Genomic DNA, 15,046 nt, shown 5'->3' on the forward strand with positions numbered 1-15,046 from the left:
TCAATGAACGAATCTGATAGCAAAAGCTATCAATGGAGCCTAGCGGGATCGAACCGCTGACCTCCTGCGTGCAAAGCAGGCGCTCTCCCAGCTGAGCTAAGGCCCCGAATTTATTTGATTGAGAGTAGACCTCTCAAAACTGAACAAAGTAAAGACGAAATGTGTATTTCCGTAATATTCCTTAGAAAGGAGGTGATCCAGCCGCACCTTCCGATACGGCTACCTTGTTACGACTTCACCCCAATCATCTATCCCACCTTAGGCGGCTGGCTCCAAAAAGGTTACCTCACCGACTTCGGGTGTTACAAACTCTCGTGGTGTGACGGGCGGTGTGTACAAGGCCCGGGAACGTATTCACCGCGGCGTGCTGATCCGCGATTACTAGCGATTCCGGCTTCATGCAGGCGAGTTGCAGCCTGCAATCCGAACTGAGAGAAGCTTTAAGAGATTTGCATGACCTCGCGGTCTAGCGACTCGTTGTACTTCCCATTGTAGCACGTGTGTAGCCCAGGTCATAAGGGGCATGATGATTTGACGTCATCCCCACCTTCCTCCGGTTTGTCACCGGCAGTCTCGCTAGAGTGCCCAACTAAATGATGGCAACTAACAATAAGGGTTGCGCTCGTTGCGGGACTTAACCCAACATCTCACGACACGAGCTGACGACAACCATGCACCACCTGTCACTTTGTCCCCGAAGGGAAAGCTCTATCTCTAGAGTGGTCAAAGGATGTCAAGACCTGGTAAGGTTCTTCGCGTTGCTTCGAATTAAACCACATGCTCCACCGCTTGTGCGGGCCCCCGTCAATTCCTTTGAGTTTCAACCTTGCGGTCGTACTCCCCAGGCGGAGTGCTTAATGCGTTTGCTGCAGCACTGAAGGGCGGAAACCCTCCAACACTTAGCACTCATCGTTTACGGCGTGGACTACCAGGGTATCTAATCCTGTTTGCTCCCCACGCTTTCGAGCCTCAGCGTCAGTTACAGACCAGAGAGCCGCCTTCGCCACTGGTGTTCCTCCATATATCTACGCATTTCACCGCTACACATGGAATTCCACTCTCCTCTTCTGCACTCAAGTCTCCCAGTTTCCAATGACCCTCCCCGGTTGAGCCGGGGGCTTTCACATCAGACTTAAGAAACCGCCTGCGCTCGCTTTACGCCCAATAAATCCGGACAACGCTTGCCACCTACGTATTACCGCGGCTGCTGGCACGTAGTTAGCCGTGGCTTTCTGGTTAGATACCGTCAGGGGACGTTCAGTTACTAACGTCCTTGTTCTTCTCTAACAACAGAGTTTTACGATCCGAAAACCTTCTTCACTCACGCGGCGTTGCTCGGTCAGACTTTCGTCCATTGCCGAAGATTCCCTACTGCTGCCTCCCGTAGGAGTCTGGGCCGTGTCTCAGTCCCAGTGTGGCCGATCACCCTCTCAGGTCGGCTATGCATCGTGGCCTTGGTGAGCCGTTACCTCACCAACTAGCTAATGCACCGCGGGTCCATCCATCAGCGACACCCGAAAGCGCCTTTCACTCTTATGCCATGCGGCATAAACTGTTATGCGGTATTAGCACCTGTTTCCAAGTGTTATCCCCCTCTGATGGGTAGGTTACCCACGTGTTACTCACCCGTCCGCCACTCCTCTTTCCAATTGAGTGCAAGCACTCGGGAGAAAAGAAGCGTTCGACTTGCATGTATTAGGCACGCCGCCAGCGTTCGTCCTGAGCCAGGATCAAACTCTCATAATAAAAGTTAGAACAATCTTACGATTGTTAAGCTCAATTGTTTGCTAGCATATTGCTTGCTTGTTAAAAATGTTTGTTGTCTTGAATTGAATCAAGACGCCCTACACATTTGGTTCGTCTATTCTTTGTTCAGTTTTCAAAGGTCTACGTTACCTCGCAGCAACTTTTATATCATAACAAACTTTCGTTTGAATGTCAAGAACTTTTTTTGAAAAAGTTTTTTAAGTTGTTTTGCTTGGTTGTTGTTGTCTGTTGTGACAACTTCTATATCTTATCATCTCGTTTGTTATTTGTCAACAACTTTTTTGTTGTTTTTTCAAACTTTTTTCGAGAGATTTGAAATCAAGAATTGTTATTTAATTATTGATTTCTGAATCGCTCAGCTGTGTGACTCGCCTTGCGACATGTAATAATATATCAAGATTTTGATGTTTGGTCAACACTTTTTTTCAAAAAAATTAAAAGAAGTTTTCAATCTGTTTTCATTCTTTTCAATTATTTCGTTTTTAAACTTTTTAAATCCTAATTGTCTATCAAAACAGTTTAATTCCTTACTAAAAATCGAACAATTTGAATCATATATTTGAAATAGTTCGATTAACTTTTTTACGTCCAACATAAAAAAAGAAAGAATCTGTTCGATTATCGACAGATTCTTTCTTTTTTGTTTAAAACATTGGGACACCTTCAATATGATATTTTGACCAAATCGTTTTTAATTCTGCAGGTGCTACCCATGTATAGTCTTTATCCATTTCATTTTTAAGTGCTTGTTCATCCATCTCGAAGACAAACAGCGGAACATTTTCTTTATTGATATGCGCGTTAGTTAATTCTACTAAGCTAATTGAAGTAACGTCCAATTGAACCTCTTCTTTGAACCATTGTAGCATACTAGCTAAACCCGTCATCTCATCAGAAACTTTTGCCATCGCAAACTCAATCGCTTCACCTATTGGATGCATCAAAAATTTTTTACTACCATCGTTTAAGTTCAGTATGATTGTTCCAGCGACTTTTTTGTTAGACACGACATCCACCTCAATTAATTTTTAGATTCACTAACAAAAGAAATTGTAACACACTTTCTGAAAAAATACAGAATTATTTTTCAAGCAACTTATCCATTGCTTCATCAATCCATTCTGGAAGTTCTTTGTCTAAGGTTGCAAAGCCAATTTTTTTATTCTTATCCGTAAAATATTTTTTGCGTCGATGGTTCACTGAATGAACTTTGTCTTCAAGGGTTCGTAAAGATAAGCTAATCTTTTGAGAATATTCATCAACATCAATAACTTGAACGGTTACTTTTTGTCCAACGGTTAAGAGTCCATGGATATTTTTGGTAAAGCCAGCTTGTACTTCCGAAACATGAATCAGTCCTTGTGTTTCTTCGTCTAAAGAAACAAATGCGCCATATGGTTGAAGTCCGGTAATTGTGCCAGAAAGTACCATACCAATTTTGTACTTCATCAAATTTCCTCTTTTCATACGATAAATTTCTTTTTCCGTTTCTACTCATTTAAAATAATAGCATTTTTTCAACGTTTGTGCATTATTTCTTCCCTAGTTGTTAAAACTATTGTTTCATCTTTTAAGCAAAATCTACTATACTATAGGAAGTAAGACTTTATATAGAAGAAAAGGAGTTATCTTATGTTTAATTTTAATGAAACCATTGAGCGTCGCCACACGAATTGTGTTAAATGGGACACCGTTGAAGCGAGTTACCACGAAAAAGATTTACTACCTTTATGGGTTGCTGATATGGATTTCAAAGTACATCAGCCTATTCTTGATGCCTTGTCACAAGTTATTGAACAGGGCATTCTAGGATATGCAGTTGCACCTAATGAACTGTATCAAGCAATTCAAGATTGGCAACGGCAACACCATCAATTGATTGTTGAAAAAGAAGAAATTTTGTTTAATAGTGGCGTGGTACCCAGTTTGGCCACAACCGTTCAAGCGTATACAGCACCTGCTGATTCTGTCATGATTTGTGATCCAGTCTACCCCCCTTTTGCAGATGTGGTAAAACAAAATGAGCGTAGACTCGTGCGACATTCCTTACTAGAAGTTAACGGACATTATGAAGTTGATTTGGTTAAAATGGAACAACAGATAATCGAAGAAAAGGTGAAACTGTTACTTTTTTGTAATCCCCATAATCCTGGTGGACGTGTTTGGACAAAAGAAGAATTGCTGGCAATTGGCCGTTTATGCCAAAAACACCAAGTAACTGTGGTTAGCGATGAAATTCATCAGGATTTGATTTTCAAACCGCATACCTTCACTTCCTTCACTGTCGCTGATGAAGCATTTAAGGAATTCACTGTTACCTTAACAGCGGCAACCAAAACCTTTAATTTAGCGGGGATCAAAAATTCAATGCTGTTCATTCCTAATGAAAAACTACGGCAATCTTTCGTATCTTTACAAGACAAAAATCATCAAGGCGGCATCAATACTTTTGGCTACGTGGGAACGGCAGCTGCCTATCAAACAGGGGAGGAATGGCTAACGGCATTACTTGATTATTTAAAAGAAAATATTGATTTTGCCCTTTCTTTTTTCCGTGAAGAGATGCCTAGCGTTCGTGTAATGGAGCCTGAAGGGACCTATCTTTTATGGTTAGACTTTAGTTCTTATTCACTAACGGATCGAGAACTTCGCGATACCTTAATTCATAAGGGGAAAGTGGTTCTAAATCCAGGAATTAGTTTTGGTCCCCAAGGTTCTCAACACATGCGTTTAAACTTAGCTTGTTCAAAAGAAACTCTCGAAGAAGGCCTTTTACGTATCAAAAAAGCCTTTAATTAAAAACAGCTGTCCTAGTTTTTAGGACAGCTGTTTTTAATTCTTTCTTTTGCGTTTAGCTAAATAAACTCTGACGAACCAGATACCTGAAAATAGAAGTAAAATTTCTCCAATTATTATTGTATAAAATCCTGGTTCATGAACGATTCCTTGCTGATCTACATACGTAAAAAACGTTCCTATAAATGGGAGTATTACTGCAAACAAAGCCAAGGCCATTGGATATCTGTATTTTTCTAACAAATTCGCTTCCTCTCCTTCTATTCTTTAACTCAGTATCCTATAAAGACTTCATTAAAAGAAGCGATTTGGATGCTTTTAAAAAAAAGTTAGTCGTTTTAAGAAAAAAATAAAGAGTACCAACGAATTTGTCCCTCGTTGGTACTCTCTTTTTCAATTGGTTAAACTTATTCACCAATGATTTCAACTGTGTCCATCACGACGTCAAATGTTGGACGGTCTTGGGCATCCCGTTGGACTCCACCAATTTCATCCACTACATCCATACCATCAACAACATGACCAAAAACAGTATGACGGAAGTCTAACCAAGGTGTTCCGCCTTGTTTGTAAGCTTCAATAATTTCTTCTGGAAAACCAGCGTCTTCTAACTGACTCATCATTTGAGCTGGAACATTTTGATTAGTAACAACAAAGAATTGGCTACCATTTGTGTTAGGACCAGCATTTGACATTGACAATGCGCCACGCAAATTGAAAACATCCCGAGAAAATTCATCCTCAAATGCTTCTCCATAAATACTTTCGCCGCCCATTCCTGTTCCGGTTGGGTCACCGCCTTGAATCATAAAATCAGGAATCACACGATGGAAAATAACGCCATCATAGTAGCCCTTTTTCGCTAATTCAACAAAATTTTCAACCGTTTTAGGCGCTTGTTCTGGGAATAATTGAACAGTGATGTCGCCTCGGTTTGTTTTAATGACCGCTTTTGGTCCTTTAGCATTTTCTAAATCTAATTGTGGAAATTGTGACATGAGAATGTCCTCCTAGATAATTATTTTATAGTTCCATCATATCGAAAAATGCTGAAAATTGCTATGATCTTTTTCCAATGATTAAAGAATGCTTTGATTCGTTAGCCAAACTTGCTTTTTTCGAAAAGCCGTGCTATTTTGTGAAGTGTTCGCAAAACGATCAATAGTTGTCTCAACCCTAAATGAATTAGGAGGAATTTTCAAATGTCTGATGAAAAAGATATTTATGATTTAACGATTATCGGCGGCGGTCCTGTTGGATTATTTGCCGCTTTTTATGCGGGAATTCGTAAAGCGAAAACGAAAATCATTGATAGCCTGCCGCAATTAGGTGGTCAGCTAACAATGCTGTATCCCGAAAAATATATTTATGATATTCCTGGATTCCCTGCTATTAAAGCCGGTGAGTTAATTGCCAATTTGGAAAAACAGATGCAGCCATTTCAGCACGATGTTTGCTTGGAAGAAGAGGTCACACACCTTGCACAGGAAGCAGATGGACTTTTGCGCTTAGACACAACTAAAGGCACACATTATTCTAAAACGGTTATCTTTGCGATTGGTAACGGCGCTTTCCAACCTCGACGTTTAGCTATCGAAAATGTTGAAGCCTTTGAAGGTGAGTCAATCCATTATTATGTGACTGACATGAAAAAATTCGCTGGCAAAAAAGTTGCGATTGCTGGTGGCGGCGATTCCGCAATTGACTGGGCTTTAATGCTAGAAAACGTTGCAGAAGAAGTATCTATTATCCATCGTCGCCCACAATTTCGCGGCCACGAACATAGCGTGGAACAACTGGAAAAATCTAGCGTTTCTATCAGAACTCCTTATATCATTAGTGATATTTTAAAGGAAAATGAAACGTTCACAGGCATCCAATTAACGGAGACAAAAGGTGACCAAACATTGGATCTCCCTCTGGATGATTTAATTATCAATTATGGCTTCACTTCTTCTTTAACACACCTCAAAGAATGGGGATTAGACGTTTCTAGAAATGCTATTAATGTTCATTCCGATATGTCAACTAACATTCCTGGTGTATACGCTGTAGGGGATATCTGTTCCTATGAGGGAAAAGTGAAATTAATCGCTACAGGATTTGGTGAGGCACCTACTGCCGTAAATAATGCTTTACATTACTTACGGCCCGATGCTCGACGTCAACCAGTTCATAGTACAAGTTTATTTGAAAACGGCGTACCTAAATAAGGTTAGCACTGGACTTTAGCAGTTTTTAAGCCAAGGACAAAAATCTAAATCGGATTTTTGTCCTTGGCTTTCTGCTTTACTGAAAAGCCTTTCTTTTTCTCTTTTAAATTTATTTTTGATACAATAAAAAGTGCTAGGAGGAAGAAAGATGAACCAACCAATTATTTATTTAAATGAAGTATTCAACGAAGAACAACTGGAACAAGTGAAAGCTGTGGCGCCCAATTATCTAGTTAAAACATCTACCGATCATTTATCCTCTGCTGAAGAAGAGGCAATCGAAATTATGTTAGGCTGGCATAAAGAAATTGGTCCGCGTTTATTAGCCTCTGATACTAGTCACCTAAAATGGATTCAGCTCATTTCTGCTGGTGCTGATTATATGGATTTTGATAAATTAAGAGAAAAAGGCATTCTGTTGTCTAATGGTAGCGGAATCCATAGTGTTTCTATCTCAGAACATGTTTTAGGCGTTTTATTAGCACATACCCGCGGACTGCAAGAAAGTATCCAACAACAAATGCAACACACATGGAATCAAACAGCCCCTTCCTATCAACAACTTTCTGGGCAAAAAATGTTAATCGTAGGCACTGGGCAAATCGGACAACAATTAGCTAAATTTGCTAAAGGTTTAAATCTTCAAGTTTATGGCGTGAATACCTCTGGACATGTGACGGAAGGCTTCATTGAATGCTATTCACAGAAGAATATGAGTAAAATTATCCATGAAATGTCCATTGTTGTGAACATTCTTCCTTTGACTGAAACAACAAAACATTTATACAATCAGGCACTTTTTGAAAAAATGGCTCCTGAAACAATTTTCGTAAATGTTGGTCGAGGCACCTCAGTAGCAACGAACGATTTGATAACTGCCTTAAACAATAAAACCATTGCTTTTGCTGCCTTAGATGTCTTTGAAGAAGAACCTCTTCCCGAAGATAGCCCTTTATGGGAGATGCAGAATGTTTTATTAACACCTCATATTTCTGGCATGACACCGAAGTTCAAATCAAAATTACTGGCGATTTTTATTCCAAACTTAAATCAATTTGTGACGGATCAGACCCTCGTCAAAAACCAAGTTTCCTTAAAAAAAGGCTATTAACTCAAAAAAGGCCTTCAACCATCTTTCAAGTAATTGCATGGTTGAAGGCTTTTTTTGCTATTTTTTACCAGATAACCTTGAAGTTATCATTTGTCGACGCTTGAATGATTGGATGTTTTTTTAAATATTCTGCAATCAGTTCCGTCATATCAATTTGAATTTCTCGAATAATTTTTTCAGGTTGGAACATTTGATAGTTTCCGCCACCGACTGCTCGGTATTGATTTGTCACGATTTCCAAAACATCTTCTGCTTGCACTGCTTTGCCATGATAATTAAGTTTCGTCACTCTTTCACCAAACGGTTGTCTTAAATCAAGCGTATACTCAATGCCTTCATACATATCATAATTATAGTATTGTGGTTTTGGATCGACATATTTCGGGTTGAAAATTGGTTGGCCTTTTTCTAACACAAAATAAGTAGCGCTTTGTTCTAACGCTTCACGGAGGTCTTGTCCAGTGACACGCAATACAGCCAAGGTATTTGGATAAATGTAGTTGGTAATGATATCGCGCATCGTAATTTGGTTATTAAACCCTTTGCCTTCATTGTTAAAAAGTGCAGTCCCTGAAATATCCGTTCCGCTTGAAGCCATTTGGACGTTATTAATAAATTCTATATATGGATGTTCTTTGAGGCGTACGGCATTCGGATTTTGAATCGTCATATCCCCTTCCACATTTCCCACTGGTTGGTCAAGCCACTCTTCTACCTCGTCATGTAACGCTGTTGTCAAAGCTAAAATTTCTGCATCTGGTTGTTCGTTTCCAACAGGATGAATAGCTGCGTCACTTCCAATAACGCGATAGCCTTTAGCCATAGGTTCAATTTCTAAAGTAATTTCTCCAACGAAAGCTCCTCGAAAACCTGGTTGAATCACAGGTATTCCATTCAGTTTTGTAGCAATTTCTCGATGTTGGTGACCAGTGACTAAGGCATCAATCCCAGGAACTTTTTCCAATAAATCGTAGCCTTCATTTTCTCCTGTTAGTAATTCCGTGGGTTCCCCTGTTTCTAAATCTTTTTCAAAACCGCCATGGTAAGCGACAACAACTAGGTCTGCTTCTTCCCGCAGTTTTGGCACGTATTCCGCCGCTGTTTCAACGACACTTTTAAACGTTAAATCTTTGACTGTTGCCGGCTGTTCCCAATGAGGAATATATTGGGTCGTCACGCCAAGGATGGCTACTTTAACCCCTTGTTTTTCTATGATGACATACGGCTGACCGAAATAAGGTTGTCCATCTTTACCAAGAATATTGGCAGCTAAAACTGGCTGTTGATAACTGGCAATCGTTTCCTTTAAATAATCTAAACCGTAATTAAATTCATGGTTGCCTAAAATGCTAACATCATAATTCATTTGATTAATGATTTTAGTGATGGCTTCCACTGAATGTGTTTCTGCTTTTCTTACGTAGTAACTAAGCGGCGAACCTTGAATAAAATCCCCATTTTCAATTTGAAAAACTGGTCCTTTGGCAGACGCCCGTAACTTTTTCAGCATGGTTGCTGCTTTTGCGGTTCCAAAAGGCAAATCCATCTTTTTTTCACTATAACTTGTCGGCATAATATACCCATGCATATCACTTGTTGCTAAAATTTTTATTTGCATTTTGTTTCTCTCCTTCTTCCGACCAAAAGAACAGGAAGGTTAGAACACGAGCCATAACGACTCAGATCCCAACCTCCCACGTCTGTTTATTTATTGATTATTGGTTCCATGCTTGTTCAAATTGTGATGTTGCATCTTTCAATAATTTTTTCGTGTCTTTATTTGATGAAGCAAAAATACTTTCCATAATTGTCCGCATTTCATTATAGGCTGAATCAGCATTTTCTTCTACTGGGATAGCGAATAAATCTTTTACTGCGTTTTCAAGTTGTGCAGGTACTTTGGTTGTCTTAGAATTTTTGTACTCATCACTGTGTAAAACAGATTCTAAAATTGGCATATAACCTGTTTGTTGTGCCCAGTACAATTGTGAATCAGGAGTAGCTAAGAATTTCATGAATTCAAATGCCGCTGTCCGTTGTTCTGGCGTAGCACTATCGAACATATAAATATCTGTTCCTTGTTGTAAGTTGATTTTTTCAGGACGTGGTGCAACACCGTATTCATAGCCACCAGCTTCAGCATCTTTTTGAACAAAACCAGCACCAGCAATACTACCGACAAACATTGCTACCTTTTTGTTTGCAAATGGGCCAGATAAATATTTATCTGAACCAGCTGTGCGGAAGTAACCTGCTTCGATACCATCACGGTAATAGTCCACGACTTCTTGTGAATCTTTGCTTGTTAAATCTAAGTCTTTATTAAAATCAACGCCTTTGTTTTTCATTCCAATTGCGTAATAGTTATTTAACGAGTCAAAACCAGCACCAACGACTTCTTTGTTGGATTTTTCGTAAATTGTTTTAGAAGCTTCTTTTAATTCCTCTAATGTTTTCGGTACTTCAACACCATATTCTTTCAACAAATCAGCATTATAGAATAACATTTCTGTCGATTTATTAAATGGAATGCCGTATTGTTTGCCGTCGATTTTGGCGCCGTCTAACAATACTTCACGAATTGGCTCTGCATCTTTCCAGCCGATTGTGTCATCATCCATATATGGTTTTAAGTCCACTAACATTTCATCTTGTGCAGCATTCCATAACCAGCCTGGGTACGCTTGCGTAATTGTTGGTAAATCTTTTGGTGAAGTTAAAGTCGAATTGATTTTGGCTTGTAAATCAGGGTAAGCAGATTGATTTTGTAATTCCACTTTAATTTTTGGATTTTCTTTCATGAAGTCTTTCGTTAATTTTGTTAACGCTTCTTCTTGAACCCCATTCATTGCATGCCAGAAAGTGATTGTCGTATCTTCCTTCACTTCTTTCACAATATCGTTTGATTCTTTGGCCCCATTACCGTTACCACAAGCCCCCAATGCGAAAATAGCTGCGGTTGCTAACACTGTTGTTGCTAGAGTTTTGAACTTCATTTTTTTCTCTCCCTTAAAAAAATTTATAAAACAATTTGCTCGCCACGTTCTGGCAATATTCTTTCACCATACGGGTTTTCCAGTTTTTCTGGTTTTAACGTATGGATTGGAACCAATACTTGAGGTTCAATCAATGCAATAATTTTATCCAGATCTTCTGGCATTGCATGTCCTGAACAAGCTAAACGGACAAAAGTAATGTCTTTTTTAGCCAACAAAGCTAAAAACACGCGATACTGTGGATCAAAGTCCCCTAACGGTTGCGCATCACTGTGAATGTATAAACTACCTTCTTGGAGGTTGTCAAACTGGTTCACAACTTGCCACAAATAGTCTGTTTTGTCCTTTAGTAACGTGTCATACGGGATTTCTAACGCTGGATTCAATTCTGGTATTTTACCAGATTCAGCATAATAATAACGAACTTCTATTCCAAATACTTCAAGTAACAACGCAGCCATATTTGCTTCTAAAACGACTGTACGTGGTGACTTTTCAATAATCTTAGCAAAACGTTCCACGTTTGCTGGATAACCATTAAAGGTAATTTGTCGATTCGGGTTTTCTAGTTCTAAACGAACCAAGTGCTGAACAAGATCTTCTTCACTGACAACCGCTATTTGGGCTGGATCTGGTTCACGTTCTGGGAAGCTAATGCTTACGCCTTCCATCATTAATAATTCAGTATGTTTAGCTTTTTCACAAAAAGCTAAAGTCTCTTCACGATTATGGCCATGTAAGCGCAAATCACCTGTGTATGTGATGAAATGGTCAGGCGTGCGAATCAGTAATGCCGAAGCACCGTACGCATCATGATCAACAGGCACGATTTCCACTGAAATTTCGCCAACTTTAATCACATCGTTTTTATTAAGACCAATCATTTCTCGGGTAAAATTCTTTTCTTCAAACGGTGATGGAATCAAAAAATCACCTTTGCGATTTAAACTATTTAGAATCATCTTCGTTTCTTTTAATGTGTACAACGGAACAGCTGGGTCTAAATAATTAATCATGCGCGAATGATCTAAATGGGCATGAGATAAGAAAACAGCTGTGTGTTGATACTCTTTGTCTTCTGTACCATGATATTCATAACCTAAACGTGGATCATATAAGTCTTTTAATTCTGGCACTAAACGATTATTAATTAAGGTTTCAATGTGATCATCGGGCAAATCTAATTCTGGTCGAAATTCTGTACCAAAATCAAAGAAGATGTGGGCATCTTTATACGCCACTTCAATCACGGTTCCTCCAATTGTTAAAATGCCACTGTGAAAAGTCACAGTTGTTTTAGCCTTTGATTCCATTTTTTGCAACTCCTCTGATAATTTCTTTTCTGAAAATCAAGTAAATAATTAAAATTGGAATAACGGTTAATGTTGCAGCAGCCATTTGTAAATGTACGTCACTACCGCTCTCTGTCGCAAAGGCCGATAGTCCATTATTCAATAGACGGTATTTTTTCTCGTTCGTTACCAACAATGGCCATAAGAAAGAATTCCAACTAGAAATAAATGTTAAAATCCCTACTGTTACCAACGCTGGTTTTGACATTGGTACTAAAATACGCCAAATATATTCTAAATCACTAGCGCCATCAATTTTGGCAGCCTTGTAAAAAGTATCAGGAATACCTTTTAAATACCCGTTTAAATAGTAAATATAAAAAATACTAGTTAAAAATGGAATAATTAAGGCGCTGTAAGTATTTAACAAACCTAATTGCGCAATCGTTTGATAATTGGTAAAAATAATAGATTCATACGGAACCATTAATAACGAAATCATCAAAGCAATGACCACATTTTTAAAACGGAACTTCAAACTCGTTAACGCGAATGAAGCTAACACGGCGGTGACTACCGTAGCAATCGTTGTAACGCCTGAAACAAAGACTGTGTTCAAGAAATACCGAAGAAAGGGTGCTTTTTGAAAGACCTCTGTGTAGTTTTGCCATTGTGGTTGTTTCGGAAACATGGTTGGCGGCATGCTGGTCGCTTCAGAGTAACTCATTAAACCAGCTAAAATCATATAGACAAATGGAAATAACGTAATAACGGCTAAAATGCCTAAGAAAACAAATGCGATAATCGTTAAAACTTTTTTCATTGGCTTATTGCCCCACTTTCTTTAAGAGTTTATTTTGTAAGAAAGTGACCACTAAAATAATCACAAATAAAATCACCGTGGCGGCCATCGCAATTCCGGGACGCCCTGCAATGTGGAATTTGTCATAAATATAGTACACTGCGGTTGTGGCACTGTTGGCAATCCCCGCACGACCACCGAATAAAGCATAAACTTGTGTATAAACTTTAAAGGCGCCAATTAAATTGACCGTTAATAAAAAGGCAATGGTCGGGACTAGCTGCGGAAACGTAATACGTCGGAAAATTTCGCCGTCTGAGGCGCCAAACATTTTTGCAATTTTAAAATGTTCTTCATCAATATTTCTCAACCCAGCCAACAAAATAATAATATTAAATGCTAAACTCGTCCAAACCCCAAAAATAATCAATGTCGGCATACTCATTTGAACATTATCTAGCCAGTTGACAGAAGGAATGCCGAAAAAGCCTAAGACGTAATTGACAATTCCATAATCGCCATTAAAGAAGTAACGGAAGACAATCCCAATGGCAATCGTACTCGTTACATAAGGCATAAAGAAAATCGTTTCAAAGAAACTCTTATGTTTAACTTTTTCAAAGATAATCCAAGCAATTGCTAGGGAAATTATCAAGGCAATCGGTACCACAGCAAATGCATAGAGCGCTGTATTTTTTAACGCTTTATAGAAGATTGGATCATTCAATACACGTTGGTAATTTTCTAAACCAGCGTAGCGTTGGTTAATTAAGGAACCTTTTTGGAAGCTCATCCACAAAGAACGAAACAGCGGATAAACGCTAAACAGTAAAATGATTCCTAATGATGGCAGAAGGAAGAGCCATGCTTTTGGTTGATTTTCTGGATTGTATTTTTTCATTAGTAAACCCGGTCTCCCGCTTCGTTAAAGATAAATACTTTTTTATATGAAAAATCAAAAGATAAAGTGTCTCCTTCTTCAATCGCTTCTTCTACACTTACAATTGATTTCACTTGTTCATTTCCTAATGTAAATCGTAAAATACGTTCTCGACCAATCAATTCCACTAAATCTGTCGTTGTGGTAAAGAGACCTGTTTCAGTTGGTACCACATCTTCTGGACGAGAAGCAAACGTATATTTCCCATCAGTCATTGGCATTTTAAAGCGTGCTTGCTCAAAACGCTCAAGCGGAATTTCAAAACTTTCGTGGTACATTTTGCCGTCTTTCACTTCAACAGACAATAAATTAATAATTGGGTTACCTATGAACTGAGCAACAAATAAGTTATTTGGTTCTAAGTAAAGGTTTTGAGGTTCATCATTTTGTTGAATAACCCCTTCGTTTAATAAAATAATTTTATCACTGATTGATAGCGCTTCCTCTTGGTCGTGCGTTACAAAGATTGTTGTAATGCCTACTTCTTTCACCAAGCGGCGGATTTCTTCACGAATTTTCAAACGCAAACGTGCATCCAAGTTACTTAAAGGCTCATCTAATAATAAAACATCTGGTTTTTGAACTAACGCCCGGGTAATCGCAACACGCTGTTGTTGACCACCAGAAAGTGTGCCTGGCTTTTTATGGCTTAACTCTTCAATATTCGTTAGTTTCATATATTCTTCGGCAATAGCTTGTGCCTCTGCCTTGGGAACTTTCTTACTTCCTACCGTCAAAGGAAACATTACGTTTTCTAGAACAGTCATATGTGGATATAAGGCATAGTTTTGAAAAACGAACCCGATGTTCCGATCTTTTGGTGCTGTTTTGACAACCGATTGCTGTCGAAACTGAATATCTCCATCACTTGGATGCAATAAACCTGCAATTAAGTTTAAAATTGTGGATTTCCCACACCCACTTGGTCCTAACAAACAAACCAAGTCCCCTTGCTCAATCGTAAAATTGACCGATTTTAACGCTTCAAACCCATTATCGAATACTTTTTTCAAGTCGATAACTTCTATCATGACCCAACCTCCAAAAAAACATTTAATAGCATACCTTTTGATTTTAACATTTATTTCTTGCAACCGCGAGAGCAAAGCTGTTTCATTAAGATAAAAAT

General features: G+C 38.8%; 14 protein-coding genes, 1 tRNA gene and 1 rRNA gene. 3 read left to right on the forward strand and 13 right to left on the reverse strand.

What is annotated here, in order from left to right; genetic code table 11:
• Positions 1 to 33: 33 nt before the first annotated feature.
• The 5 genes from PYW42_RS11915 to PYW42_RS11935 form a co-directional block, all read right to left on the reverse strand.
• A tRNA-Ala gene (locus PYW42_RS11915) sits at positions 34 to 106 on the reverse strand.
• A 79-nt stretch (positions 107 to 185) separates the two neighbouring features.
• Positions 186 to 1,746: ribosomal RNA gene (locus PYW42_RS11920) — 16S ribosomal RNA — on the reverse strand.
• A gap of 433 nt (positions 1,747 to 2,179) precedes the next feature.
• Positions 2,180 to 2,428, reverse strand: coding sequence for a hypothetical protein (locus PYW42_RS11925; protein ID WP_002387756.1), 249 nt, complete (start codon positions 2,426 to 2,428; stop codon positions 2,180 to 2,182).
• On the reverse strand, positions 2,412 to 2,783 hold the full coding sequence (locus PYW42_RS11930; protein ID WP_002385270.1) for a hypothetical protein: 372 nt from the start codon (positions 2,781 to 2,783) through the stop codon (positions 2,412 to 2,414). Before PYW42_RS11930 ends, PYW42_RS11925 begins: the two co-directional genes overlap by 17 nt.
• A 64-nt stretch (positions 2,784 to 2,847) precedes the next feature.
• A complete protein-coding gene (locus PYW42_RS11935; RefSeq protein WP_002365178.1) occupies positions 2,848 to 3,216 on the reverse strand; it encodes a CvfD/Ygs/GSP13 family RNA-binding post-transcriptional regulator in 369 nt (122 codons plus the stop codon).
• A 183-nt stretch (positions 3,217 to 3,399) separates the two neighbouring features.
• Between PYW42_RS11935 and PYW42_RS11940 the strand changes: the two genes are divergently transcribed.
• A complete protein-coding gene (locus PYW42_RS11940; protein WP_002411007.1) occupies positions 3,400 to 4,566 on the forward strand; it encodes a MalY/PatB family protein in 1,167 nt (388 codons plus the stop codon).
• Between the two features lie 33 nt (positions 4,567 to 4,599).
• Here the strand turns inward: PYW42_RS11940 and PYW42_RS11945 are convergent, their stop codons facing one another.
• Both PYW42_RS11945 and PYW42_RS11950 read right to left on the reverse strand, forming a co-directional pair.
• Positions 4,600 to 4,806 carry a DUF3955 domain-containing protein gene (locus tag PYW42_RS11945; RefSeq protein ID WP_002355151.1) on the reverse strand — a complete coding sequence of 69 codons (207 nt, stop codon included), beginning with the start codon at positions 4,804 to 4,806 and terminating at the stop codon, positions 4,600 to 4,602.
• 164 nt (positions 4,807 to 4,970) lie between these two features.
• Entirely contained in the window at positions 4,971 to 5,561 is a 591-nt protein-coding gene (locus PYW42_RS11950; protein WP_275063413.1) for a peptidylprolyl isomerase, read from the reverse strand.
• 204 nt (positions 5,562 to 5,765) lie between these two features.
• Between PYW42_RS11950 and PYW42_RS11955 the strand changes: the two genes are divergently transcribed.
• Together PYW42_RS11955 and PYW42_RS11960 are read left to right on the forward strand one after the other, a co-directional pair.
• Positions 5,766 to 6,776, forward strand: coding sequence for an NAD(P)/FAD-dependent oxidoreductase (locus tag PYW42_RS11955; RefSeq protein ID WP_002368301.1), 1,011 nt, complete (start codon positions 5,766 to 5,768; stop codon positions 6,774 to 6,776).
• A 148-nt stretch (positions 6,777 to 6,924) separates the two neighbouring features.
• On the forward strand, positions 6,925 to 7,887 hold the full coding sequence (locus tag PYW42_RS11960) for a phosphoglycerate dehydrogenase (protein WP_010709074.1): 963 nt from the start codon (positions 6,925 to 6,927) through the stop codon (positions 7,885 to 7,887).
• A 64-nt stretch (positions 7,888 to 7,951) separates the two neighbouring features.
• Here the strand turns inward: PYW42_RS11960 and PYW42_RS11965 are convergent, their stop codons facing one another.
• The 6 genes from PYW42_RS11965 to PYW42_RS11990 all read right to left on the reverse strand — a co-directional run bounded on the left by PYW42_RS11965 (position 7,952) and on the right by PYW42_RS11990 (position 15,011).
• Complete coding sequence (locus tag PYW42_RS11965; protein WP_002380858.1) at positions 7,952 to 9,505, reverse strand: bifunctional metallophosphatase/5'-nucleotidase; 1,554 nt, start codon at positions 9,503 to 9,505, stop codon at positions 7,952 to 7,954.
• Between the two features lie 97 nt (positions 9,506 to 9,602).
• Positions 9,603 to 10,883: an extracellular solute-binding protein gene (locus tag PYW42_RS11970; RefSeq protein ID WP_002359172.1), complete on the reverse strand. Its 1,281-nt coding sequence runs from the start codon at positions 10,881 to 10,883 to the stop codon at positions 9,603 to 9,605.
• Between the two features lie 23 nt (positions 10,884 to 10,906).
• Entirely contained in the window at positions 10,907 to 12,196 is a 1,290-nt protein-coding gene (locus PYW42_RS11975; protein ID WP_002411005.1) for an MBL fold metallo-hydrolase, read from the reverse strand.
• Positions 12,180 to 12,998 (reverse strand): carbohydrate ABC transporter permease, encoded by an 819-nt coding sequence (locus PYW42_RS11980; protein WP_002355144.1) that lies wholly within the window; start codon positions 12,996 to 12,998, stop codon positions 12,180 to 12,182. The genes PYW42_RS11975 and PYW42_RS11980 overlap by 17 nt, the downstream gene beginning before the upstream one ends.
• A 4-nt stretch (positions 12,999 to 13,002) precedes the next feature.
• On the reverse strand, positions 13,003 to 13,878 hold the full coding sequence (locus PYW42_RS11985; protein ID WP_002355143.1) for a carbohydrate ABC transporter permease: 876 nt from the start codon (positions 13,876 to 13,878) through the stop codon (positions 13,003 to 13,005).
• Entirely contained in the window at positions 13,878 to 15,011 is a 1,134-nt protein-coding gene (locus PYW42_RS11990) for an ABC transporter ATP-binding protein (protein ID WP_002385276.1), read from the reverse strand. Before PYW42_RS11990 ends, PYW42_RS11985 begins: the two co-directional genes overlap by 1 nt.
• Positions 15,012 to 15,046 lie beyond the last annotated feature (35 nt).

The organism is Enterococcus faecalis (genome assembly GCF_029024925.1).
Classification (GTDB): Bacteria; Bacillota; Bacilli; order Lactobacillales; family Enterococcaceae; genus Enterococcus; species Enterococcus faecalis.

What these genes read in the sequence shown, in the direction of transcription:
- PYW42_RS11940 (WP_002411007.1), top strand. Translation starts at nt 3,400, where the DNA reads ATGTTTAATTTTAATGAAACCATTGAGCGTCGCCACACGAATTGTGTT.
- PYW42_RS11970 (WP_002359172.1), bottom strand. Translation starts at nt 10,883, where the DNA reads ATGAAGTTCAAAACTCTAGCAACAACAGTGTTAGCAACCGCAGCTATT.
- PYW42_RS11935 (WP_002365178.1), bottom strand. Translation starts at nt 3,216, where the DNA reads ATGAAGTACAAAATTGGTATGGTACTTTCTGGCACAATTACCGGACTT.
- PYW42_RS11975 (WP_002411005.1), bottom strand. Translation starts at nt 12,196, where the DNA reads ATGGAATCAAAGGCTAAAACAACTGTGACTTTTCACAGTGGCATTTTA.
- PYW42_RS11965 (WP_002380858.1), bottom strand. Translation starts at nt 9,505, where the DNA reads ATGCAAATAAAAATTTTAGCAACAAGTGATATGCATGGGTATATTATG.
- PYW42_RS11950 (WP_275063413.1), bottom strand. Translation starts at nt 5,561, where the DNA reads ATGTCACAATTTCCACAATTAGATTTAGAAAATGCTAAAGGACCAAAA.
- PYW42_RS11960 (WP_010709074.1), top strand. Translation starts at nt 6,925, where the DNA reads ATGAACCAACCAATTATTTATTTAAATGAAGTATTCAACGAAGAACAA.
- PYW42_RS11980 (WP_002355144.1), bottom strand. Translation starts at nt 12,998, where the DNA reads ATGAAAAAAGTTTTAACGATTATCGCATTTGTTTTCTTAGGCATTTTA.
- PYW42_RS11955 (WP_002368301.1), top strand. Translation starts at nt 5,766, where the DNA reads ATGTCTGATGAAAAAGATATTTATGATTTAACGATTATCGGCGGCGGT.
- PYW42_RS11985 (WP_002355143.1), bottom strand. Translation starts at nt 13,878, where the DNA reads ATGAAAAAATACAATCCAGAAAATCAACCAAAAGCATGGCTCTTCCTT.